This is a genomic window from Flavobacterium sp. (assembly GCF_044369455.1).
Classification (GTDB): domain Bacteria; phylum Bacteroidota; class Bacteroidia; order Flavobacteriales; family Flavobacteriaceae; genus Flavobacterium.
Window position 1 is genome coordinate 114,209 of the sequence record NZ_JBIPLW010000007.1, and the last position, 24,140, is coordinate 138,348.

Here is a 24,140-nt window from a genome sequence, read left to right on the forward strand (position 1 = left end):
TTATGGATATTAATAACATTAGAAACCAACTACTTGACGAAGCAAAATCATCACCAAATTTATTGTCTGATTTGGCAGGTTTAGAAACCTATATTTCTGAAAGTTACAACAATCGCTCTTTTATAGAATTATTGCAAAATGCAGATGATGCAATTGCTACAAAATTTAAAATTATAAAAGATAATGATTTTTTATATGTGGCAAATAATGGAAGAACTTTTAATGCGAAAGATGTTGAAAGTTTATGCCGAAGTGCATCCTCAACTAAAACAAGAGGAGAAAGTATTGGTTACAGAGGAATTGGCTTCAAATCAGTTGTAGGCTTTGCCAAAGAAATTCATATCATTAGTGGCGATTTAGAAATTACGTTTTCCAAAGAAAGAACTAAAAATGAAATACCAAACGCATTAAGAGTTCCTTTAATACGAATTCCACATTCTATAATTGAAAAAGACAAGTCATTAATCGCTACAAATGTTAAAAATCTAATAAGTGATGGGTTTAGAACAGTTTTTATTTTTACTGGAGTTAGAGCTAATGAAATAGAAACCGAGTATGAAAATTTTGATTATAAATCATTACTTTTTTTGAACAATGTAGTAACTACTGAAATTTCTATTTCAAATTATAGTATAACACATATTGATAAAACAATAATTTCAGAAAGTGAAAGCAAACTAAAAATCAATAATAACGGCAATCAAACAGAGTGGTTGATTTCTAATTATAAAAAGACTGCAATTGCTTTTCAAATAGAAGAAGGTTTCCCAGCAAGAATTAATCAGACAGATGCTTTAGTTTATTCGTTTTTACCAACGGAAGATATTACAGGACTTGGAGTTATAGTTAATGGCGATTTTAGTACTGATCCGTCAAGGAAGCATTTGATTTATGATAATGAGACAAATGTTACAATAAAAAATATTGCTACTCAAATAATAAACTTAATTGAGAAAAATTTATCCAATAATAAAGCCGAAAACAATAGTATAATTAAAGCTTTGGTTCCTTACTGTGACCCCAGAATGATAAGTTTTAAAAAAACTTCATTTGAAAAACTTCTTTTAGAACAAATCAAAAATGTAAATTCAGTTTACTTTGAAAAACTAGAATTGCCACCAAATTGGCTAAATCCAAAAGATTACAATTGTATTGTTAAATCTAATGGTAATTTAGTTATTGGTTCAAGCTCACTAAATATTGATGGTTTAGTGTCATTTTTAAAATATCTTGGCGCAAAAGAAGCTTCATTTGAAACATTAAAGACTAAAATAAATAATTCAGAAATTTCAATTTTAGGTTGTGTTCAGATTTCAAAATATATATTTACTTCCATTTTGTCAATGAATAATGATAATTTTATTATTTCAATAAAAGATTTAAAAATCTTATTTAGTGATAAAAAAAGAGTTTCTATAAAAGAAATAGAAAATGATAACTTAATAGTTGACAATTCATTTATCACTTTATTAATTGAAAATGGATTAACAGAATTTGACATAAAACAAATATTTAAAAAAGTAATCTCAAATTATAAAAATGATTTGTTTCTCGATAAGGAAGGTGAAATACCATTAATCCCTCAAAAAATAAAAAATATTACTAATGAAAATTGGTATAACAATTCTGTTGAAGGAACAACTGATAAAGTTAAATATGGATTAAAACGTTGGAGAAGTGCAGAGGAAATAACTTTAGAAATATTGAATTTAAATGGATTTAATTTACAAGATGTTAGCAAACAAAACATTGGTTATGATTTAGATGGTTTTGACCCAAATGGAGAAGAAATACATATCGAAGTAAAATCAATAACACTTCCTGGTCAGAAATTTAAACTTACCAATAATGAAATTGGAGTTGCTCAGGAAAAACAAAAGAAATTTTATATTGCTGTGGTTCGTCAAACAGATGATTTCTTTGAAATTGCAATGATTTCTGACCCAATAAAAAATCTAGTCTTAAATAGACAATGCGTACAATGGATTTGGGAATGTTCAGAATATGAATATAATCCCAAGAGATTTGAACTTTAATATCAAATAAAATCAGCATGTCAAAAGAAAAAAAAGGAGTGTACACCGGCATCATCGAAAAGGACAAAGACGGGAATTATTTCTGCGGCGAATACCTTTTGGATTATAAATACACAGAAGCCAGTTTTAAAATTGGTGATGAAATCAATATCAAAAGTGTGATTGCCAACCCGAGTGATAAAAGCTACAATCAATATCCGAAGAAGTCGCGCAATTTCTTTTTAGCCAATCAAAAAGAATAATAAAAATGAACACCAATAACAGGAAATTCCTTGTTGCCGATGATATTGTGGCTACAATTCCACAACGATTTTTAAACTACATCATAGACGCTATAATGCAGTTAATTTTATTAATGGTATTGGCCATGTTTAGTTTTATAATTAGTGATTTGATAGGAAGTAAAAGCGCCATCAATTTTTTCTCAAAACTCGATAAAAATACCATCGGACTCTATACCATTTCATTTACATTAGTACTTATTTATTACAATGTATTTGAAATTTTGTTTGCTAGAACCATTGGTAAATTTATTACACAAACAATCGTGGTGGATGAACACGGAGAAAAACCACATCATGAAACTATATTAATACGTTCACTATGTCGATTAATTCCGTTTAATCCTTTTTCAGTATTAATTTTAGGAAGAGGTTGGCATGATAGCATTTCAAAAACTTATGTGGTTGACAAAAAATTATTGGACGAAAAGAAGCGTTTGTTCTATGCCTTGGAACAAAATGTAAATGAAGCATAATCATGATTGAACTCATCCGAACCACATCAAATAATACAGATTTTGAAAAACTAGTTGTGTTGCTCGATGCTTATTTGAGCATACTTGACGGCGAAGATCATGCTTTTTACGCACAATTTAATAAAAGCAACTTGTTGAAAAATGCGTTGGTGTGTTATGAAAATGGAATGCCGATTGGTATTGGTGCTTATAAAGAATTTGAACCCAGCATAGCCGAAATGAAACGCATGTATACGCTGCCCAATCATCGTGGAAAAGGCATCGCAAAAGCCATTTTAACCGAATTAGAAAACTGGGCCAAAGAAGAAAACTATGATACTGCTATACTCGAAACGGGTTATTTGCAAAAAGAAGCCATTGGCTTGTATCAAAAGTTAGGATATACCATCATTGAAAATTTTGGGCAATACAAAGGCGTTGCTAACAGTATTTGTATGAAAAAAATAATTTAATAATGTATCTTTAACTTCTAAAATCAAAGATCATTAATCATCAATCCTAAATCAATATGACCTGGGAACAACTTTTATCACTAAAACGCCAAGGCGATACCAGCAAACGGTTACGCATCGAACAAGACGATACGCGTTTGGGCTTTGAAGTCGATTATGACCGAATTATTTTTTCATCTGCTTTTAGAAGTTTACAAGATAAAACCCAAGTAATTCCCTTATCAAAAACCGATTTTGTGCATACGCGCTTGACGCACAGTTTGGAGGTTTCGGTCGTGGGTCGTTCTATCGGAAGATTAGTAGGAAAAAAAATCATCGAAAAATACCCGCATTTACGCGAGGTGCACGGCTATCACATGAACGATTTTGGAGCAATTGTCGCTGCCGCTGCTTTAGCACACGATATCGGAAATCCACCATTCGGACATTCCGGCGAAAAGGCAATAGGCGAGTATTTCTCTATTGGAAAAGGACAACAATACAAAGACCATCTAACCCCAAAACAATGGCAGGATTTAATCGATTTTGAAGGAAATGCCAATGGTTTTTCGGTGCTAACGAGTTCTCGTCCAGGGATTGAAGGAAGTCTGCGTTTGTCCTATGCTACCCTAGGTGCTTTTACCAAATATCCCAAAGAAAGTTTACCCAAAAAACCAACCAAAAATATAGCCGATAAAAAATACGGTTTCTTCCAATCGGACAAGGATTTCTTTAAAGAAGTAGCCGAAGAACTAGGGATGATTTCCAATAAAACCGGAGACGATATCGGTTATGAGCGCCATCCGTTTGCGTTTTTAGTCGAAGCTGCTGATGATATCTGCTACACGATAATCGACTTTGAAGACGGTATCAATCTAGGTTTAGTTTCCGAAGATTTTGCATTAGAATACTTAATCAAACTGGTAAAAGACACTATTGATACTGCTAAATACCAAACATTAACCACCAAAGAAGACCGCATCAGTTATTTGCGCGCCTTGGCAATTGGCAATTTAATTAATGATGCAGTTCGGGTTTTTATTGAAAATGAAGAAGCTATTTTACAAGGAAAATTTCATTTTGCACTGACCGACAAAAGCAAGTACAAAGCGCAAATGGACGACATCATAAAGCTGAGTGTTAGGAACATTTACCAAAGCCGAGAAGTGATTGAAAAAGAATTATCGGGCTACCAAATCATCAATAATTTATTAGACAAATTCATCACCGCCTACAACAATAACCACGAAGGGAAAGCCACGAATTATGACAAATTACTATTGAAAATTCTGCCAGAAAAACATCATTTGGAAAAAGAAACTTTATACGAAAGATTGCTGCACATTTGCCATTTCATCTCGATGCTCACCGATGGAAAAGCAGTGCAGTTGAATAAAATTGTGACGGCTTAATCTTCTTCCTCTTCCTCAAGCAAACCCGAGAAAAGGGAGCGTAATCCATCCACATCAATATTGCAAAATTGCTGCAGTTCATCAACCGTTCCGTGTTCGATAAAATAATCGGGCACACCACAAAGGAAGATTTCGTTTACGTAATCATTTTTAGCCGAAAATTCTAATACAGCACTTCCAAAACCACCAATAGTCACACCATCTTCGACAGTAATAATGGTAGAAAACTTGTCGCATATTTTGTGCAGTTTCTTTTCGTCTAACGGTTTTACAAAACCAAAATGGTAGTGCGCAAAATGACCTTCATCCTCTATTTCAGCAAGGGCGTCAGTCACATTATAGGCAATGGTACCTGTTGATAGAATGGCAACTTTTTTCCCTTTTTTGAGTTTATGAGCTTTTCCAATTTCAATTTTTTGAAAGTTTTTGGAATTTGGAATTTCGAAGTTTGGAATTTTTCCACGTCCACGTGGATATCGAATCGCAATTGGATTTTTCAATCCCAAAGAAGCCGTGTACAAGATATTTTGAAGTTCAATTTCATCTTTTGGCGCATAAATAATCATATTCGGAATGCAGCGCAAATAGGCCAAATCAAAAACTCCATGATGTGTCGCTCCATCTTCACCCACCAAACCGGCGCGATCCAAACAGAAAATTACTGGTAAATTCTGCAACGCGACATCATGTATCACTTGGTCGTAAGCGCGCTGAAGAAACGTTGAATAAATGTTGCAGAAAACAATCATGCCTTGGGTCGCCATTCCAGCCGAAAGCGTTACGGCATGTTGCTCGGCAATACCCACATCAAAAGCGCGCTCTGGAAAAACTTCCATCATAAATTTCATCGAACTACCGCTGGGCATGGCTGGCGTAATGCCAATAATCTTTTCGTTATTTTTAGCCAATTCTACTAAAGTTAAACCAAATACATCTTGGAACTTCGCTGGCAAATTCTCCTCAGATTTCTTATGAATTTCTCCGGTCGAAGCATCAAATTTTCCTGGTGCGTGATATTTTACCTGATCCTCTTCGGCTTGTTGTAATCCTTTGCCTTTCGTAGTAATGATGTGTAAAAACTTTGGGCCTTTTACTTTTTTTAGTCGTTCCAATTCTCTGATTAAAGCTTCGATATCATGACCATTAACAGGACCTGAATAATCAAAGTTAAGCGACTTAATCATGTTATTCTGTTTCGGATTTTTACCTTCTTTAACAGCCGTCAAATAGTTTTTTAAAGCACCAACACTTGGATCAATTCCGATAGCGTTATCATTTAAAATTACTAGCAAATCAGCATTGGTCACTCCGGCATGATTTAATCCTTCAAACGCCATTCCGCTCGCTATAGAAGCATCACCAATCACAGCAATATGATGTTTGTTTTCGCCTTTAAGCTGCGAAGCTAGCGCCATTCCCAAAGCCGCCGAGATAGAAGTAGAAGAATGGCCCACGCCAAAAGTATCATACACACTTTCGCTTCGTCTTGGAAATCCAGAAATGCCGCCAAGTTGTCGATTACTATCAAATTTTTTTCTGCGTTCGGTTAAGATTTTATGACCGTATGCCTGATGACCAACATCCCAAACCAACAAATCATTGGGCGTATCAAAAACATAATGCAAAGCAATTGTCAGCTCAACCACACCAAGTGATGCACCAAGATGACCTTCTTTTACCGAAACAATATCAATGATAAATTCACGCAATTCCTTTGCCAGTTGTGGCAATTGAGAAAGGTCTAACTTTCGTAAATCTTTTGGGTTGTTGATATGTTCGAGCAATTTTTTTGACATGTGACAAATGTACAATTTGAAATTGTATATTTGTAATTATAAATTCATCGCTATGACAACTTTCACTATTAAAATTAACGAACGCACTAAAGCAGGAAAAGCATTTAGAGCGATGACCGAAACATTTTTTAAGGATGTTAAAGGCATCGAGATTTTAGAAAACTCAACCCAAACGGAAGATGAGATTTACAATCCTGAATTTGTAAAAATGATTTTAGAGCGTGGGGAAGGAATAAATGATCCCGAAAAAAGAAAAAATTGGACTACTGTAAATCCAAATGATATATGGGGAAGTATATTGTAGTTCTCGAACCATCAGCAGAAAATGAAATTAAATTTCACTTAAAATCAGGAAACAAAGCAATCATAAAAAAGCTTGAAAAAATAATACAAGAACTTACGGAAACACCTTATTCTGGAATTGGAAATCCCGAAGCACTTAAAAATAATTTATCGGGGTATTGGTCGAGGCGAATTAGTCAAAAAGACCGGATTATTTACAGAGTTGAAGAAAATATTGTTACTGTATTTGTAATTGCTGCTTTAGGTCATTATTCTGATAAATAAAACCTCATTCATTTCCTTATATGGAAAACCCTTTCACCCACGAGTATTTTATGAAGAAAGCGTTGCAAGAAGCCGAAATCGCTTTTGATAAAGGCGAAATTCCGGTTGGTGCCGTAATAGTAATCGATAATAAAATTATTGCAAGAACCCACAATCTCACCGAAATGCTTAATGATGTTACTGCTCACGCCGAGATGCAAGCCATCACTTCGGCTGCTAATTTCATAGGTGGGAAATATTTGAAAGGGTGCACACTTTACGTCACACTAGAACCATGTCAGATGTGTGCTGGTGCATTATACTGGAGCCAAATTTCCAAAATTGTTTTTGGCGCTTCGGATGAGCAACGAGGGTACCAAAATTTAGGCACCACAATTCACCCAAAAACCCAGGTAATTCAGGGCGTTTTGGCTAAGGAATGTTCCGATTTAATGTTCCGCTTTTTTGCCTCCAAAAGAGGATAATTTGACAAGAAAAATATTCCTAAAATATATTTTACAATGTAAATAATATTATACTATTTTTATCGTTATATTGCTAATTGAGGAAAATCACTCAAGGAATAAGTTCTAACAAATAATTCATTTACTACCTATGAAAACCAGCAAGATTTTCGGCTTGTTTGTTGCAATTCTTTTATTGCAATCCTGTTCAAAAAAATCGGTTTCCGATTTTGATTCAGACCCCTCTCTTTTCAAAGACTACATTACAGGATTTTCATCTGGTTTCGTCTCGGTCCACTCCGACTTCAGAGTTCAATTGGCTTTCAACAAAACAGATTGGAAAGTCAATCAAGAGTTAGACAATGATTTATTCGATATTTCACCATCGGTTAGCGGAAAAGTAGTAGCGCTTTCACCCAATACAATTGCCTTTATTCCAAAAGACAAATTGGAACAAAACACCTTGTATCAAATTACGTTTCACCTTTCTGAGGTGACCAATAAAGTTCCAAAAGAACTCAAAAATTTCAACTTTTCGGTTAAAACTATCAAGCAAGATTTTATCGTCAATACACAAGATTTACAATCCTACAGTAAGGACTGGTATTATCTCAACGGAAATTTAAAAACCGCTGACAATCTCAGTTTTGAAGATGCTCAAAAAATTATTGAAGCCACTCAAAATAATAAAAAACTAAAAATTAATTTTGATAAATCAGTGAGTACCAATACTGATTTTAAGTTCACTATTGATAGTATTCAACGCTTTGATGAAGACACGGAAATTATAATCAACTCGGATGGAGATGATGTTGGCATCGATCAAAAAGGAGTTCTTAAATTCCCAATTCCTGGCAAAAACCAGTTCAAAGTTGTGAAAATTGAACCCGGTGACGCCAATAATCAATCGATACTTATCAATTTTTCGGATCCATTAAAAAAAGATCAAGATTTCAAAGGATTGGTGGCGATTGAAAACACCAGCAATCTCAAGTTTACCACAATGGGAAATGTGTTGAAAGTCTTTTACAACAAAGAACCCGAGAGTTCAAAAGTAGATAGAGGCAGCACAACCGAAGCAGTGGTTGATTCGACCGCAGTTGTTGAAGTTGAAGAAACGGCGCAGTCAACAGAAACAGGTTTTTCGGGGACAAAATTAGTTGAGGTGTTTCAAGGCGTTGAAAACATTGATGGCTACAAAATGAAAAATAGTTATTCGGAAAAAATACTATTTGACCAAATAAAACCCGGTGTCAAATTAATAAAAAGCGGTACTATTTTGCCAAGTTCCAATAATTTAAAAATCAATTTTGAAGCGGCCAATTTGAAAGCGGTAGATGTAAAGATTTTTAAAATATACAAAAGCAATATTTTACAGTTTTTACAAGACAATGCAATCAATGGCACTCAAAATCTGAGACAAGTTGGGCAATCTATTACCAAGACAAAGATTGATTTAAAACAAAATAACATTGTAGATTATTCCAAATGGAATACCTATGCCCTAGATCTTTCAAAAATCATAAAACCAGAACCCGGAGCAATTTATCGGGTGGAGTTCTCTTATAAAAAAGAGTATTCCTTGTATAAATGTGTAGGGAGTGCCACAACTGACCAAGAGGATGAAGATGAAGAGGGGGGCTATTACAATCGTAAAAACGAAGAAGATATAGAGGAAAATGATGTAAATTATAGTAATAATGGATATGATTACTATTACGAACAAGACTACGAATGGCGACAAAGTCAAGATCCATGTTCCGATTATTATTTTTATAATACCAAAACAGGCACCAATATTTTAGCTTCCGATATAGGAGTTATTGCCAAGCGAGGCACCGATAAATCTATTGTTATTGCCGTTAGCGATATTGTTTCTACCAATGCGGTTTCGGGCGCAAAAGTAGAATTGTATAATTACCAACAACAAAAAATTGCAAGTTCAACAACTAATGGTGAAGGGATGGCTATATTCCAGTTGGACAAATACGCCTATTTCGCTATTGTCAGCAATAATGGTCAAAGCACATATGTGAAATTAGATGACGAGTTGTCTTTATCGGTGAGTAATTTTGATGTTTCTGGCGAAACGTTACAAAAAGGATTAAAAGGTTACATCTATGGTGAACGTGGCGTATGGCGTCCGGGCGATACCGTGTATTTGTCTTTTATCTTTAACGACAATGCCAACAAACTGCCCATTTCGCATCCAATCAAATTAAAAATGAATGACCCAAATGGGAAAACGGTTTATGAATGTGTTCAAAAAATGAATGAACTCAACCATTACAAATTTATCATTCCAACAGAAGACGATGACATTACAGGAAATTGGGAAGCAGTAATCAGTGTTGGCGGTGCTCGTTTTTACAAAACCATCAAAATTGAAACCATCAAACCCAATCGTTTGAAAATCAAAAACAGTTTCAACGAGCCAATCCTTTCGGCAAGTAAAGAAAATGTCAACAAAATTCAGGTATTGTGGTTACACGGAGCTGTTGCCAAAGATTTAAAAACCGAAGTGCAAGCTAAGTTTTCACAACAAGTAACTACTTTCAAAGGATTTTCTAACTATGTTTTTGACGACCCAACCAAAAGTTTTTATACAGAAGAAATCAATATTTTCTCAGGAAAAGTTGATTCAAAAGGACAAGCTACTATCCCGATTAAACCCAACATCGAAGGCGAAGCACCCGGAATGTTGCGTGCTGCTTTTATTACCAAAGTATATGAAAATGGAGGCGATGTTAGCACCGATGTGGCTTCGGCTTCCTATTCGCCCTACAAAACCTATGTTGGCATAAAATCGCCTGAACCTAATAAATACGGAATGATTGAAACGGGTAAAAACAACCGCTTCGATATTGTTTCGGTAACCGAAAATGGTCGTCCAGTTGCTCTTCAAAATCTCGATGTTCGTGTTTATAAATTGCAATCGCGCTGGTGGTGGGACGCTTCCAATGATGATTTGTCAAGCTACAACACCTCCAATGCTACTATTGGCTATAAAAATTTTAGGATAAATACCAACGCTTTAGGAAAAGGTAGTATTGCTTTTGCTGTGGATGACGAAGAATGGGGGAATTATTTAATTCGTGTAACCGATCCAAATAATGGTCATTCAACGGGAGTGAAAGTGTACATTGATATGCCTTGGTGGTCTGCCAAAAGTAGAACTACCGATGGGGAGTCGGCAACCATGTTGAAATTTTCTACCGATAAATCCAATTATGCTGTGGGAGATAAAGCCAAAATCTTCTTCCCGTCAAGCGAAGGTGGAAGAGCCATGATTTCCATAGAAAACGGAACCAAAGTGCTAAAAACCATTTGGGCCAAAACCAAAAAAGGGGAAACAACAGTCGAAATGCCTATTACAGGTGATATGGCTCCAAACGTCTATATCAACATTTCTTTATTACAACCACATGCATCAACCAAAAACGATTCGCCAATACGAATGTATGGCATTCTTCCGATTGAAGTAATTGATAAAAACACCGTCTTAGAACCGCAGTTGACCATGCCCGATGTGTTGCGTCCTGAACAAACCGTAAATGTAAAAGTTGCTGAAAAAAAAGGAAAAAGAATGACCTATACGATTGCTGTGGTTGATGAAGGTTTGTTGGATTTAACTCGCTTCAAAACGCCAAATGCTTGGAATAGTTTTTACACACGAGAAGCTTTGGGTGTTCGCACTTGGGATATTTATGATGATGTTATTGGTGCTTATGGAGGAAAAGTCAACCAAGTTTTCAGTATTGGTGGTGATGCTGACGCGGGTGGAGGCAAAGCCAAAAAAGCCAATCGTTTCAAACCCGTAGTATTATATTTTGGTCCTTTTGAATTGGAAAAAGGAGCTTCAAAAACCCATAAAATTACCTTGCCAAAATATATTGGTTCGGTTAGAACAATGGTGGTAGCGGCCGATTCTAAAACTAACGCATACGGAATGACCGAAAAAGCAACTCAGGTAAAAAGCCCGTTGATGCTATTAGCATCGTTGCCAAGAAAGATATCACCTTCTGAAAAAGTAACCATTCCAGTAACGCTTTTTGCTACCGAGAAACAAATCAAAAAAGTAACATTACAAATCAAAACCAATAGTTTTGTAAAAGCAATAGGAAAAGCAAGTCAAATCATTTCTTTCACCGAACCCGATGAGAAAATGGCTTATTTCAATTTAGAAGTGGGCAGTTCAACAGGAATTGGGAAAATTGACATCATTGCGACTTCAGGCAAAGAAAAATCAATCTATACTGTTGAAATTGATGTTTCCAATCCAAATCCGATAACGAATGATTTCACCGATGTTATTATTCCGCCAAACACTTCAAAAACAATTACTTGGGGAACCTTTGGCGTAAGCGGAAGCAATAAAGCCAAAATGGAAGTTTCCTCTGTGCCAACAGTTGATTTTGGGCGACGATTGGATTATTTAATTCAATATCCTCACGGCTGTGTAGAACAAACAACATCGTCAGTTTTTCCTCAATTGTATTTGACCGAAATAATGGATTTAGATGCTGTTTATAAACAAAAAATTCAGAAAAATGTAACCGCTGGAATTCAAAGATTAGGTGGTTTCCAATTGGCAAATGGCGGATTTTCGTATTGGCCTGGCAACAGTCAAGCTGATGATTGGGGAACTTCTTATGCAGGACATTTTTTGATTGAAGCGGAGAAAAAGGGTTATGTGTTGCCCATAAACTTCAAATCAAAATGGATTTCCTACCAACAAAAAATGGCGAAACAATGGCGTTTTGAAAACCAGTATAACAATGATTTTGCACAAGCGTATCGCTTATATACACTTGCTTTAGCGGGTTCACCCGATTTGGCTTCGATGAACAGATTGCGAGAAACAGTGGGAATTTCAAACGAAAGTAAATTGCGTTTGGCAGGAAGTTATGCTATGATAAAACAAAATGCAGCGGGTATGTCTTTGTTGAGCAAATCCTTCATTGACGAACAAAATTCAGACGATACCTATCATTATTATTACTACTATGGTTCGGCGGAACGAAACAGGGCAATGGCGCTTGAAACTTTAATTTTATTGGATCAAAAACCAAGAGCTTTTGCTATGGCAACAAAACTAGCAAAAGATCTTTCCAGCCAAAAATGGATGAGCACGCAAACGACTGCTTATGGTTTATATGCTATGGCAAAATTTGCAAAATCCAATGGAACAAAAGGGGTTTCCATTCAGTTTAGTAATGCCGGAAAAACGGAAATTATCACTACCGATAAAACCATAGCACAACGCAATTTATCGGTAAAAACCGGAAATAATTCAGTTACCATTAAAAACAACAAAAAGAATACATTGTTTGTTCGTGTTTTAAATAGTGGGATATTACCCATTGGAAACGAGAAGGTTGTTCAAAATAATATATCAGCTAATGTGGTTTTCAAAGACCGAAAAGGGAAAGTGATCAACATTTCCAAAATTGCTCAAGGAACCGAATTTTATGGCGAAGTAACCTTAACCAATCGTAAAAATGAACGTGTTGAAAATATTGCTTTGTCCCAAATTCTTCCTTCTGGCTTTGAAATAGTAAATACTCGTTACACTGATTTTGGCGATGCCACAGCTAATATTGCTGATTATATTGATATTCGAGACGACCGCGCCAATTACTATTTTAGTTTGAAAGCAGCCGAAACACGCCAATTCAAAATCCTACTAAACGCTTCGTATTTGGGCAACTATTATTTGCCTGGATTGCAATGCGAAGCGATGTATGACAACGACTTTTTGGCAAGAACCAAAGGGCAATGGGTGGAAGTTGTGAAGTAAATAACGTATCCTAACAGGTTTTTAAAACCTGTTAGGTATATATTTTTTAAAACTATCAAATAAATTATCATAGTAAAATGAATAAAGATGTTTTAGAAGCAGGTGTAATTTATCATTTTTATAATAGGGGAAATAACCATGAAAATATTTTTATTGAAGAAAGAAATTATGATTATTTTCTAAAACTTATAAAAAAGTATGTAGTACCTATTTCGGAAGTATATGCGTATTGTCTTTTAAAAAATCATTTTCACATAGCTTTAAGGATTAAGGAGAAAGAAGAAATACCAACTCAGTATCAAGAAAAAATTCATTTGCCTTTTTCGAATTTATTTAACACCTACACCAAAAGTGTCAATAAAGCTTATCAGAGAACTGGAAGTTTATTTCAAGAGCATCCTAAAAGGAATAGGGTTGAAAACGAAGATTATTTAAGGCAGCTAATAGTTTATATTCATCTAAACCCGTTAAAGCATAAATTTTCAGATAGATTTTTCAATTATAAGCATTCATCCTATCAATCCTATTTATCCAAAAAAGAAACTAATCTTGACAAGGAGTATATTTTAGGTTTATTTGGAGGAAAAGAAAATTTTATTGCCTTTCATAACGAAAGTCAAATTAAGTATGAGGGATTGATTGACCAAATAGATAAGTTCGATTTATAACTTTTTATTGATATCCTAACAGGTTTTTCAAACGTTTTGGCTATTAAAAAAATAAAAAAAGATGCCTAAAATAAACATACCTAACAGGTTTGAAAAACCTGTTAGGATATTGCTTAACAATATCAAACGCAACCCAAAGAAATCGGCTGTTGTCGTTATTCTTTTGGTCGTGTATTACTTTTCGTTACCACGGGTTTTATTCGAAGAACCTTATGCAACCGTAATCGAGAGTAATGATGGAGAATTATTGGCTGCCAAAATTGCTCGTGACGGTCAATGGCGGTTTCCGGCTCAAGATAGTGTTCCAGATAAGTTTAAAAAGTGCATCGTTTATTTTGAAGACGAACATTTTTATCAGCATTTCGGGTTCAATCCTGTGGCGATGGTCAAGGCATTTCAACAAAATCGTAGTGCTGGGAAAGTCGTTCGAGGTGGAAGTACCTTGACCCAACAAGTCATTCGTTTATCGCGAAAAAACAACAAGCGAACTTATTTTGAAAAAGGAATAGAGCTTGTTTTAGCCACACGACTAGAATTTCGACATTCTAAAGAAAAAATTCTACAATTGTATGCCGCTCATGCACCTTTTGGAGGTAATGTTGTTGGTTTAGAAATGGCGTCTTGGAGGTATTTTGGTGTGCAATCCTATCAATTATCTTGGGCAGAAAGTGCTACTTTGGCAGTGTTACCAAATGCGCCAAGCTTGATTTATCCTGGCAAAAATCAAATCAAGTTGATGAGAAAACGCAATGCGCTGTTGTTAAAGCTTTACCATGAAAAAATAATTGATAAGCTGACTTATGAATTAGCAATCAAAGAACCTTTGCCCCAAAAACCCTATAATTTACCTCAAATTGCTCCACATTTGCTACAACGAATTGCCAAAACAGACGAAGGTAAACGCATTAAAACTACAGTTGATATTTCATTACAAAACCGAGTCAACCAAATCACTCAACAGTACTATAATCAGTACAAACAAAATGAAGTGCACAACCTAGCAGTTATTGTGATAGATATTCAAAACCGAAATATCATCAGTTATGTAGGCAATTCACCAACGGATAAAGACCACGATAAAGATGTTGATATTATTTCGGCACCACGAAGTACCGGGAGTATTTTAAAACCGTTATTATTTGCCTCAATGCTCGATGAAGGCGAATTATTGCCCAATACTTTGGTAGCCGATGTGCCAACGCTCATATCGGGGTATTCACCACAAAATTTTAATTTGACTTTTGACGGCGCTGTTCCTGCTCAACGCGCATTGGCACGTTCGTTGAACATTCCTGCGGTGTTGATGTTGCAGCAACATGGAGTGAATAATTTTTATGAATTGTTGCAAAAGTTCCAGCTCAAAAACATCAACAAACATCCTGATCATTATGGCTTGTCGCTGATTCTTGGTGGTGCTGAAAGCAATCTTTGGGATTTGTGCCGTACTTATGCCAATATGTCTTCTACGATTAATTATTTCAATGCTTCGGATGGGAAATACCGAACCAAAGAGTTTGCCGAACTCAACTATGTCAACGGATTTGAGCAAAATTATGGCGAAGACAGCTTTCAGAAAACTATCTTGGGAGCAGGTTCTATTTATCTGAGCTATAACGCTATGAAAGAAGTGAATCGTCCCGAAGGCGATGAAGCTTGGAAGTTTTATGATTCTTCCTTAGAATTAGCTTGGAAAACCGGAACTAGTTTTGGGAACCGCGATGCCTGGGCCATCGGAACGAATTCGCGATATGTTGTGGGAGTTTGGGTAGGCAATGCCAACGGCGAAGGAAGACCAGAGTTGACCGGAGTAGGAAGTGCAGCGCCAATCTTATTTGATGTATTCAATTTGTTGCCCAGAAAAAAATGGTTTCAACCCCCTTTGAATGATTTAGAATATGCTGAAGTTTGCAGTTTGAGTGGTCATCTAGCGCAAGACGATTGCCCAAAAACCAAACAATTAATTACCCGAAGAGGCAAAAAAACAATCGTTTGTCCTTATCACAAATTGGTTCATTTGGACGCAACGGAACAATTTAGAGTCAACAGCAGTTGCGAAGATGTGGATAAAATCGTTTCCAAAAAATGGTTTGTGCTGCCACCGGTGATGGAATGGTACTTCAAGAGTTTGCATATTGATTACAAAACGTTACCGCCTTTCAGAGCCGATTGCCAGCAAGACCAAAAAGCAGCAATGGATTTTATTTACCCCAAAACCAATAGTAAAATATATTTGGCCAAAGATTTCAATAGTACTATCCAGCCGGTGATTTTAAAAGTGGCACATTCTAATCGGGAAGCGAAGTTGTATTGGTATGTGGATAATGCCTACAAAGGCACAACCCAAACTTTTCATGAAATGCAAATCGAAGCTGAGACAGGCATTCATTATATTACGGTGGCGGATGAATTTGGGAATGAGATTAGGAGAAAGATTGAGATTATAAAGGATTAGCGCTAGCCCGGACCTGTCTGCCTGCCGGCAGGTTGCAGTGGAAATCCTTTTTCGTCATCTCGATTTATGATTGAAACGACTGTATTGTTTACGAAAAAGATTGCAACGTATAGCCGGAATAGCTTAAAAAAAAGAAACAAAAAAACCGCCCAATCTCTCGAAAGGCGGTTTTTATTTTTAAATTTCTAGTTAGATTATTCCTTCAAAAATTTTGAACTTGTAGTTCCCTTATCACTATTGATTTTAATAAAATAACTTCCTGTTTTCAATCCTGAAACATCTATCGTTTCAGATGGATTAGTAACTACTTGAACTAGTTGCCCGAGTGTATTATAAATGTTTGCCGAACTCATCATCACTTCTTGTTTGGTTGTAACAATTAAGTGGTCTTTTGCTGGGACAGGAGATAGAGTAAATACACTTCCAAATTCAAAATCTGGAGTTGCCAGAGGATTAAACACATTCGTTGTATAGGTATTTGTCGTGATAGGTAAATTATAATCAAAATAAATGTTAGCCGTGTTACTAATGTTAGTTCCTAAAGGTAATGTTGATCTAGTTTTGATTTTAAATGTAACAAAGCCATCATTATTGGCATCATCAAAAGGAAGATTAATGTTTTCAAAAATAAACTCAACCTTATTAGTTTCGCTAATTCTTGTAACAAATGGATGACTTCCTGATAAAGGCGTTAAGGTGTTAATCTCAAATTTAGTGGTGTCAATAATATCACGTATGACTACAAATTCAGCATTTGCCGTTCCCGTATTTTCAAAACGAATAACATAATTAAGGTATTTACCAACTTCATTGATAGGCATAGATGGACCATCTGTACATGTTTTGTCGTTGGGATCGTATGAACCAACTACAGTTTGTTCAAGTATTGACGAGTTGTTTGATGGAGTTAGATCTGTTGCACCGTTAATTGTTGCACCGAATATCAAGATGTTTCCAGCATTTACGGCAGGCACTTCTGATGGCGAATTAATATTCATTGTAAAATCAATCGCTCTACTTTCAAATAACCCTAGATTGCTAAAATTCCAACTTAATGTATTTGTGGTTTGATTATTTACAGCAGGTGTGGCAGATATTAAATCCATTATAGTGTCGTCAAAGGTTAATACAACTGTGCCGCTTTGTATTGTAGTACCTTTGTTTTTGTATACAATTCTATAGCTAGCGTTAAAACCTGGTCGGGCTGGAATAGTTGAAAATAGAACCACTTCTAAATCATTGTTAGTACCATTCGGAGAAATGCAAAAGTTCTGGACAACTAAAGGGTTTCCCGCAGATACGTTAACACTAGCATTTGGTGGTGTGATTGTAAAATAAGATGGGTTTTCTAGAATTGGCCTAAAGTTATTATTACCAACTATAACATCATAAAAATTATAAAAACCAGCTTGATTGGTTGTTAGGGTTCCAGAAGTCGGACCATTTACAAAAGACATATTTTGATAGGGTAAAATGGGGTCAGACCCATCGCAACCATTGCCATTACTGTCATAACGAACAGTTCCTTGTATCGTATACGTATATGCAGTGTTTACTGTAAAGGAATCAGCTAATGTTGTACTAAAAACGCCATCGACCTCAGCCACATTAACGTCATACAAGCCAGGGATAGCATATCCAGGAATGGTTAAATTTACTAATAATTGGTTTGTATTTTCAAAACCAGTAGTGTTAGCGGGAAGTATATTGCCAAATTGATCAACGAAGGAAACATCAACTATTGGTGTGGTTACCGAAAAATCAACATTTTGCATTGTAATAGTAACATTTAAGTCTTGTTGACCTCTATTACCATTATTTGGCGAAACCGATATAATTGACTGAGCAAATATAAAATTTGAAAAAAAGAATGTGAAAAGGAGTAATAGTTTTTTCATTTGACAGATGATTTGATATAATTATCGAAGGTACAATTGTTTTCTTTGTAATCAAAATAAAACCGTAAAAGTTCATCCTCTGTTTTTATTTTAGATTTTAGATGTTCATTTAGTTTCGGATTGTTCAATTTAACGAGAGTTGTATTCAGTTTCTTTTCAACAATTGGAGTTAAAAATTGCTTGTATGAATTATGTTTAGAATTGCTATCGCACTTATCAATTGTTTGGAATGCTTTTTCATATTCTTTACTATTATAATACGTTGCAGCTAAATTTATCCGCGCGTCTTCATAGTTTGGAGAAATAGTTAACGCTTCTTTATAATGTTTTATTCCTTCTGCAATATTATTATTTTTTATATAAGTAGAAGCTAAATCATTGTTAACAATTATACAGTATGGATTTATTTTATAAGCCTTGATAAAAGAGTCCAAACTTTCTTTATAATTACCAGAATAAAATTGTGCTTTGCCAATATGCCAATCTAGGGGTATTGCATAATTGTCAGTTGAGAAAAATGTGTTTTTGGCTTTGTTAAACTCAAAAATTGCGGTTGTATTATCTAACGTTTTCTCCACATTTTTTGCTTTGTTTAAATGTTTTTCCCCCACAATTCTATAGGCTAATATTGTTGAAGCGTATAGTAATAAAAAGAAAACAAATACATAAACCAATCGGGAAGAAACTTTATATCCTATAGCACTGTTAGCTTTTAAATATTTTGCATTAATTATGGCAATTACAGTTAGTAAGAGTATTTGATGCTCAATTCGGGCAAGTGGAAAGTCAAAAAAAGCAATAACAAAATAACAAATAAAAAAAAGCAAAAAATAATTCGCATTTCTTCGGTCAATAGTATTATTCTCATTTACTGAAAGCCAATAGGATTGATATAGTATAGACATAAAAATTCCTAAATAACATAAAAATCCAAAAACACCTATTTCTGAAAAAATCATCAAAAAATCATTGTGAGGATTACTAATTATCATCCTTCCGTTTACGATAGCTGTATTTGAAAAGTAATCTAATCCATATTTTGGATAAGTGCTAATCCAATTGCCAATACCAATTCCACTCAAAAAATTGTCTTTAATGATATAAATTGCTTGTTGCCAAAATTCTATTCTTGAGTAAAAGGTAGCAGAGGAAAGTAGTCTGTAAAAATATTGGATCATTATATTAGGGGAAGAATGGAAATGATCTTTAATTGAAAACAAATACAATAAACCAATCATTAAAATTGTTACTGATGCATATAAAAAATAAATCAATTTTCTTTTTGACAACTTGTTTCTTAAATGAAGTAAAAACGCCAAAAATAAGTAAAGGCTTACTGCAATCATGACCGTTCTTGTTCTCAATAGTAACAGCAGAATGATAGTAAAAATAATTGCGACTGTAGATGTAACTCTTATTCTCTTTGACATTGAAATCCCAATGAAATAAAAAGGCAGACAAAAAAATAGAATTGAAGACAAAAAGTTCTTGTTGCCAAATGTGCCACTCATAAAGTTTACTTGCCTAAATAAATTTTGCCCATTAATAGTTTTATTAGTAAAAACCAATAAAGCAATTGTTATTGATAAGAAACCAAAAAGAATTACGTTTGAAATTATTCTGTTAATCTCAATCAGATTGTTTATTATCAAATGCCTAATTAGGATGAAAAACAGAAAAAAAATCAGGTATTTAGATAAGGCAGCATGACTTAAATCAAGTATTTGGGATTTTGAAAATGAGAATATGCAAAATACAATAAAGCTTAAAAAAAAAATAGCAGTATTATCCAGCCTGAAGAAGTCAATCCTTTTATATTTTAAGATTAAATAAATTAAGATACAATACAAAAGCACAGTAGTTAGCAACTGCCTTGCCAATAAGAAAGGATCTGATACAGAACTAAAAAAAACAAAAGGGAGCAAACAAAAAAACAGCAATACGATTAAGTTGAAACTTTTGTCTTTTTTTATCGATTCCATAAAAATTAAATATTAAAAGCTTTTCAAAATTACATTTAATAAGAATATCTTTTAAATATATTTGCTTTACAATACACTTCGATGAAAGAAAAACACTTGATAAACCTAACACTACTTCATATAGGTATTGGTTTTTTACTAGCATTTTATCCTCAGTTGTCTAAAATTTATACGCTTTTAATTGTTTTAGTTGGTTTTTATATAGTTGACAAAAACAAAAATAAAAACAACGAAATACTTTATGTTATTGCTTATATAGCCGGAAGTGAAGTTTTTTTAAGGACAACCAATGGAAATCCTTTGCATGAATTCGGAAAGTATTCTATGTTGTTTTTTACCTGCTTAGGTTTTTATCACAACGGTTTTCCAAAAATCAGGAATCCCTATTGGGCTTATTTACTTTTGCTTCTGCCTACGGTTTATTTGTCATTTATGTATTTAGATGGCGATTTTAGGAGAAAGATTTCATTTGAAATTCTGGGACCAATTTGCCTTGGAGTTTTGGCTTTGTATTCCTATAAAAGAAAAATTTCTACAATTGAAATTAATATTGTTTTTACCTCAATAGCACTTCCGATACTTGCTTCCTGTGTTTATTTAATTTTAAGGTATTCCCATAATATTTACCCTATAAATTCTCATAGTTCAAATTTTTATTATTCAGGTGAATATGCTCCAAATCAAATGGCAACTGCATTGGGACTTGGAGTTTTTGTTTATTTTATAAAAGCAATTACAGAATCAGCTAGTATGAAGATGTATTTTCTCAATATCATATTTTTATGTCTCATTTTTTACAGAGGGTTACTAACTTTTTCCCGAGGAGGAATTGTAACCGGATTAATCGCGGTTTGTATTGTATTTATCTCAATGGAAATAAGTAAAAAAGGATATTTTTTAAAAAGGAAAATAGGCATATCTTTATTTATTATCACGACAGTTTTTATTCTGACGGCTTATCAGACGGAATATCATTTATTTGAAAGGTATACCAACTTTAACATATTTCATACCAAAAATAACCACAAGCCAAAAGGAAGATACATTCAGATTACATCCGATATTAAAAATTTTTCCGAAAACCCGATAGTAGGAATCGGAGTCGGGAAAGGTAAAGAAATTAGAAAAGCTACTTATAGTTTAAACGTTTCAACACATAGTGAAATAACGCGTTTGCTATCAGAACATGGAATTTTTGGATTATTTGCTTTATTGATTTTGATTTTTGTTCCACTTCAACTTTATTTTAATAATTTGAAAAATGTTTATCTGTTGTCTTTTTTTATTTTTTGGTTGTTTACCATAAATCATTCCGCTACACGGATTATTGCACCCTTATTTATGTATTCGTTGGCGCTAATGAAAATTGAGTTTGAAAAGGAAGAAAACAGTGTTGTTTCGAAATAGCATTAAAATTTTTATGCCTATCGCTAACTAAAAAACCATCTCGTTGCACTAACGGGACGGTTTCTTTTTTATTCCTTAATCTCCTTTCCTTAATTATAGAAGAAACGGTATTCAAGATACGTGTAGGCTTCACGAGATTTGAAATTAAAGGTGGACTGCTAGTGGCAGTCAGGCACACGAACTTTAGGTCGTTTTAAATATTTTAGCAAAAGAACATAAAAAAACCACCTGCGTTACGTACGAGGTGGTTGTTTTTATTCCTTAATTTCCTTTCCTTCATCATCGAAGAAACGGTATTCAAGATACGTGTAAGCGTCACGAGGTATGATTTTCACCCACTTTTTATGTTCAAAAAACCATTTTGAACGTAATGATGGAAAACCTTTTTTAAGGTATGCTGCCACAAAAGGATGAACGTTAAGTTTTACTTTTTTATGGTCTTTTACAATCTTTTCAAGCGAAAAATTAATCTTATCAATAATCTGAATCGGTGCATCTACATCACCACTCAAGTTATTTGGATTTTCTTCCCTTGTTTCAATATTTACTTCTGGTCTTACGCGTTGACGTGTAATTTGGACTAATCCAAATTTACTTGGCGGTAAGATTTTGTGTTTGGCTTTATCATCGCTCATTTCTTCTCTAAGGAAGTTGAACAACACTTGGCGATTGTCTGGGTCTTTCATATCGATAAAATCGATTACGATAATTCCGCCCATATCCCGAAGACGTAATTGTCTTGCGATTTCTGCTGCTGCAATCATATTTACTTCCAAAGCAGTATCTTCCTGATTGTTGGCTTTGTTAGAACGGTTTCCACTATTCACGTCTATAACGTGGAGCGCTTCGGTGTGTTCTATAATTAAATAGGCACCTTTGCTCATAGAAACGGTTCTGCCAAAAGAAGTCTTTATTTGTCTTTCTATATGATATTTTTCAAACAATGGCGTGTCTCTCGACTGATAAAATTTAACAATTTTTTGTTTCTCGGGAGCTATTTCTGCTAAATAGTCCTTTGTTTCTTGGTACAACTCTTCATCATCAATTTGAATACTGGTAAAAGTATCGTTGAATACATCTCTTAGTATCGAAGAAGCTTTGTTAAGTTCTCCCAACACTTTGGATGGATGATGTGCGGTTGGTAATTTTTTACCCATTGCAGTCCATCTATTCATTAAGTTCTGCAAGTCTTTTTCTAATTCGGCTATGTTTTTGCCTTCTGCTACTGTTCTCACAATAACACCAAAACCTCTTTGTTTGATAGATTGTACAAGTTTTTTAAGACGGTCTTTTTCTTCTTTGGATTCTATTTTTTGCGAAACAGAAACGCGATCTGAAAAAGGCACTAAAACTAAAAATCGTCCGGCGAAAGAAAGCTCACAGCTTATTCTCGGACCTTTTGTAGAAATAGGTTCTTTTACTACTTGTACTAATATTGATTGATTGGCGCTTAGCAAGTCTGCTACGGCACCATCTTTATCAATTTCTTTCTCAAACTGAAAGTTTTTTAGGGAGAAATCTTTTAGTTTACCTGCGCTTACAAGTTTTATGAATTTCAAATAAGAAGCGAAACTTGGACCTAAATCATGATAATGTAAAAAGGCATCTTTTTCGTAGCCTACATTTACAAAAGCAGCATTTAAGCCAGCTACAGGTTTCCTAATTTTTGCAATAAAAATATCGCCAACTTGGAAGTTGCTTGTTTCTTCTTGTTTGTGTAATTCAATCAGTTTTCCATCTTTTAATAAGGCAAAATCTACAGCGTCAACATTAGATCTAATAATTAGTTCTTTATTCACTTTGTAAATTTTTATCTGTATTTGTTGTTTGTTGTTTATTGTTTGTTGTTTATAGTTAAGAACCATAAACTAGGAACCCTAAACCCTAAACCTCTTAGTACAGATGGATTAAACATTTTAAACAGGTATTGTTTTTACCCGGCGAAAAATAGTGTTCAGTTTGCAGTTTGTAGTTTACAGTAACTGACTACTAATTACTGACCACTGATTACTAAATTTCAATTTCAATGAACGTTTTCTAAAAAAAAGAAAAGTAGTTTAGAACTACTTTTTCTTTTTGTGACGGTTAGCTCTCGCTCGCTTTTTACGCTTATGAGTCGCTACCTTATGTCTTTTTCTTTTTTTACCACTTGGCATAGGTTGGTGTTTTTGTGATTAATAAATAAGTTTTATACTGCTACTTCAGTATTAGTTTTTATTGCTTCTACAAATACTTTTGCGGGTTTGAATGCGGGAATATTGTGTGCAGGAATTTTGATAGTGGTATTCTTCGAAATGTTTCTACCTGTTTTTTCAGCTCTTGTTTTGATAATAAAACTGCCAAAACCTCTTAAGTAAACATTATCTCCTGTTTCTAAAGACATTTTTACTTCTTCCATAAACGCTTCTACAACTGCCTGAACATCTCCTTTTTCAAGTCCTTTTTTTTCTGAAATCTTTGCTACGATATCTGCTTTCGTCATTTTCTTTCG

17 protein-coding genes are annotated in these 24,140 nt (G+C 34.4%); 12 read left to right on the forward strand and 5 right to left on the reverse strand.

From position 1 onward, the window contains the following. Nucleotides 1-2 precede the first annotated feature (2 nt). Genes ACIQ2L_RS08605 through ACIQ2L_RS08625 form a run of 5 tightly spaced genes read left to right on the forward strand, consistent with a single transcriptional unit; the run spans nt 3 to nt 4,636 of the window. Nucleotides 3-2,036, forward strand: a complete 2,034-nt coding sequence (locus ACIQ2L_RS08605) for a DUF3883 domain-containing protein (protein ID WP_396157802.1) — start codon at nt 3-5, stop codon at nt 2,034-2,036. Between the two features lie 17 nt (nt 2,037-2,053). After that, nucleotides 2,054-2,278 carry a hypothetical protein gene (locus tag ACIQ2L_RS08610; protein WP_396157803.1) on the forward strand — a complete coding sequence of 75 codons (225 nt, stop codon included), beginning with the start codon at nt 2,054-2,056 and terminating at the stop codon, nt 2,276-2,278. 5 nt (nt 2,279-2,283) lie between these two features. Then, a complete protein-coding gene (locus ACIQ2L_RS08615) occupies nt 2,284-2,793 on the forward strand; it encodes an RDD family protein (protein WP_396157804.1) in 510 nt (169 codons plus the stop codon). Nucleotides 2,794-2,795: 2 nt separating this feature from the next. Continuing rightward, nucleotides 2,796-3,245 carry a GNAT family N-acetyltransferase gene (locus tag ACIQ2L_RS08620; protein ID WP_396157805.1) on the forward strand — a complete coding sequence of 150 codons (450 nt, stop codon included), beginning with the start codon at nt 2,796-2,798 and terminating at the stop codon, nt 3,243-3,245. A gap of 56 nt (nt 3,246-3,301) precedes the next feature. Continuing rightward, nucleotides 3,302-4,636, forward strand: a complete 1,335-nt coding sequence (locus tag ACIQ2L_RS08625) for a deoxyguanosinetriphosphate triphosphohydrolase (protein ID WP_396157806.1) — start codon at nt 3,302-3,304, stop codon at nt 4,634-4,636. On the opposite strand, the gene ACIQ2L_RS08630 is transcribed toward ACIQ2L_RS08625, so the two are convergent. After that, nucleotides 4,633-6,432, reverse strand: coding sequence for a 1-deoxy-D-xylulose-5-phosphate synthase (locus tag ACIQ2L_RS08630; RefSeq protein ID WP_396157807.1), 1,800 nt, complete (start codon nt 6,430-6,432; stop codon nt 4,633-4,635). The two genes, ACIQ2L_RS08625 and ACIQ2L_RS08630, sit on opposite strands and share 4 nt — an antisense overlap. Nucleotides 6,433-6,484: 52 nt before the next feature. Here ACIQ2L_RS08630 and ACIQ2L_RS08635 point away from each other — a divergent pair, with 52 nt between their 5' ends. The 6 genes from ACIQ2L_RS08635 to pbpC all read left to right on the forward strand — a co-directional run bounded on the left by ACIQ2L_RS08635 (nt 6,485) and on the right by pbpC (nt 16,362). Continuing rightward, nucleotides 6,485-6,736: a hypothetical protein gene (locus tag ACIQ2L_RS08635; RefSeq protein WP_396157808.1), complete on the forward strand. Its 252-nt coding sequence runs from the start codon at nt 6,485-6,487 to the stop codon at nt 6,734-6,736. After that, nucleotides 6,718-6,999 (forward strand): Txe/YoeB family addiction module toxin, encoded by a 282-nt coding sequence (locus ACIQ2L_RS08640; RefSeq protein ID WP_396157809.1) that lies wholly within the window; start codon nt 6,718-6,720, stop codon nt 6,997-6,999. Before ACIQ2L_RS08635 ends, ACIQ2L_RS08640 begins: the two co-directional genes overlap by 19 nt. A gap of 20 nt (nt 7,000-7,019) precedes the next feature. Further along, a complete protein-coding gene (locus ACIQ2L_RS08645; RefSeq protein ID WP_396157810.1) occupies nt 7,020-7,463 on the forward strand; it encodes a nucleoside deaminase in 444 nt (147 codons plus the stop codon). A gap of 130 nt (nt 7,464-7,593) precedes the next feature. Continuing rightward, nucleotides 7,594-13,242, forward strand: a complete 5,649-nt coding sequence (locus ACIQ2L_RS08650) for an alpha-2-macroglobulin family protein (RefSeq protein WP_396157811.1) — start codon at nt 7,594-7,596, stop codon at nt 13,240-13,242. Nucleotides 13,243-13,319: 77 nt separating this feature from the next. Next, a complete protein-coding gene (locus tag ACIQ2L_RS08655) occupies nt 13,320-13,910 on the forward strand; it encodes a transposase (protein WP_396157813.1) in 591 nt (196 codons plus the stop codon). A gap of 61 nt (nt 13,911-13,971) precedes the next feature. After that, nucleotides 13,972-16,362 (forward strand): penicillin-binding protein 1C, encoded by a 2,391-nt coding sequence (pbpC, locus tag ACIQ2L_RS08660; RefSeq protein WP_396157814.1) that lies wholly within the window; start codon nt 13,972-13,974, stop codon nt 16,360-16,362. A gap of 194 nt (nt 16,363-16,556) precedes the next feature. Here pbpC and ACIQ2L_RS08665 read toward each other — a convergent pair whose 3' ends face one another. After that, the gene (locus ACIQ2L_RS08665) at nt 16,557-18,260 is read right to left on the reverse strand and encodes a T9SS type A sorting domain-containing protein (protein ID WP_396157815.1); all 1,704 of its coding nucleotides are present in this window, start codon (nt 18,258-18,260) and stop codon (nt 16,557-16,559) included. After that, nucleotides 18,257-19,690 (reverse strand): O-antigen ligase family protein, encoded by a 1,434-nt coding sequence (locus ACIQ2L_RS08670; protein ID WP_396157816.1) that lies wholly within the window; start codon nt 19,688-19,690, stop codon nt 18,257-18,259. Before ACIQ2L_RS08670 ends, ACIQ2L_RS08665 begins: the two co-directional genes overlap by 4 nt. Before the next feature lie 633 nt (nt 19,691-20,323). On the opposite strand from ACIQ2L_RS08670, the gene ACIQ2L_RS08675 reads away from it, so the two are divergent. Beyond that, nucleotides 20,324-21,649, forward strand: a complete 1,326-nt coding sequence (locus ACIQ2L_RS08675; RefSeq protein ID WP_396157818.1) for an O-antigen ligase family protein — start codon at nt 20,324-20,326, stop codon at nt 21,647-21,649. A 254-nt stretch (nt 21,650-21,903) separates the two neighbouring features. Here the strand turns inward: ACIQ2L_RS08675 and ACIQ2L_RS08680 are convergent, their stop codons facing one another. Continuing rightward, the gene (locus ACIQ2L_RS08680; RefSeq protein ID WP_396157819.1) at nt 21,904-23,448 is read right to left on the reverse strand and encodes an Rne/Rng family ribonuclease; all 1,545 of its coding nucleotides are present in this window, start codon (nt 23,446-23,448) and stop codon (nt 21,904-21,906) included. A 389-nt stretch (nt 23,449-23,837) separates the two neighbouring features. Next, a complete protein-coding gene (locus ACIQ2L_RS08685) occupies nt 23,838-24,131 on the reverse strand; it encodes an HU family DNA-binding protein (protein ID WP_236463372.1) in 294 nt (97 codons plus the stop codon). Between the last annotated feature and the right edge of the window lie 9 nt (nt 24,132-24,140).

Bases quoted from the DNA above. Each gene is read 5' to 3' on its own strand.
- ACIQ2L_RS08650 (WP_396157811.1), top strand. From the start codon at position 7,594: ATGAAAACCAGCAAGATTTTCGGCTTGTTTGTTGCAATTCTTTTATTG.
- ACIQ2L_RS08670 (WP_396157816.1), bottom strand. From the start codon at position 19,690: ATGTCAAAGAGAATAAGAGTTACATCTACAGTCGCAATTATTTTTACT.
- pbpC (WP_396157814.1), top strand. From the start codon at position 13,972: ATGCCTAAAATAAACATACCTAACAGGTTTGAAAAACCTGTTAGGATA.
- ACIQ2L_RS08620 (WP_396157805.1), top strand. From the start codon at position 2,796: ATGATTGAACTCATCCGAACCACATCAAATAATACAGATTTTGAAAAA.
- ACIQ2L_RS08625 (WP_396157806.1), top strand. From the start codon at position 3,302: ATGACCTGGGAACAACTTTTATCACTAAAACGCCAAGGCGATACCAGC.
- ACIQ2L_RS08640 (WP_396157809.1), top strand. From the start codon at position 6,718: ATGGGGAAGTATATTGTAGTTCTCGAACCATCAGCAGAAAATGAAATT.
- ACIQ2L_RS08630 (WP_396157807.1), bottom strand. From the start codon at position 6,432: ATGTCAAAAAAATTGCTCGAACATATCAACAACCCAAAAGATTTACGA.
- ACIQ2L_RS08605 (WP_396157802.1), top strand. From the start codon at position 3: ATGGATATTAATAACATTAGAAACCAACTACTTGACGAAGCAAAATCA.
- ACIQ2L_RS08610 (WP_396157803.1), top strand. From the start codon at position 2,054: ATGTCAAAAGAAAAAAAAGGAGTGTACACCGGCATCATCGAAAAGGAC.
- ACIQ2L_RS08665 (WP_396157815.1), bottom strand. From the start codon at position 18,260: ATGAAAAAACTATTACTCCTTTTCACATTCTTTTTTTCAAATTTTATA.
- ACIQ2L_RS08615 (WP_396157804.1), top strand. From the start codon at position 2,284: ATGAACACCAATAACAGGAAATTCCTTGTTGCCGATGATATTGTGGCT.
- ACIQ2L_RS08635 (WP_396157808.1), top strand. From the start codon at position 6,485: ATGACAACTTTCACTATTAAAATTAACGAACGCACTAAAGCAGGAAAA.
- ACIQ2L_RS08645 (WP_396157810.1), top strand. From the start codon at position 7,020: ATGGAAAACCCTTTCACCCACGAGTATTTTATGAAGAAAGCGTTGCAA.
- ACIQ2L_RS08675 (WP_396157818.1), top strand. From the start codon at position 20,324: ATGAAAGAAAAACACTTGATAAACCTAACACTACTTCATATAGGTATT.
- ACIQ2L_RS08685 (WP_236463372.1), bottom strand. From the start codon at position 24,131: ATGACGAAAGCAGATATCGTAGCAAAGATTTCAGAAAAAAAAGGACTT.
- ACIQ2L_RS08655 (WP_396157813.1), top strand. From the start codon at position 13,320: ATGAATAAAGATGTTTTAGAAGCAGGTGTAATTTATCATTTTTATAAT.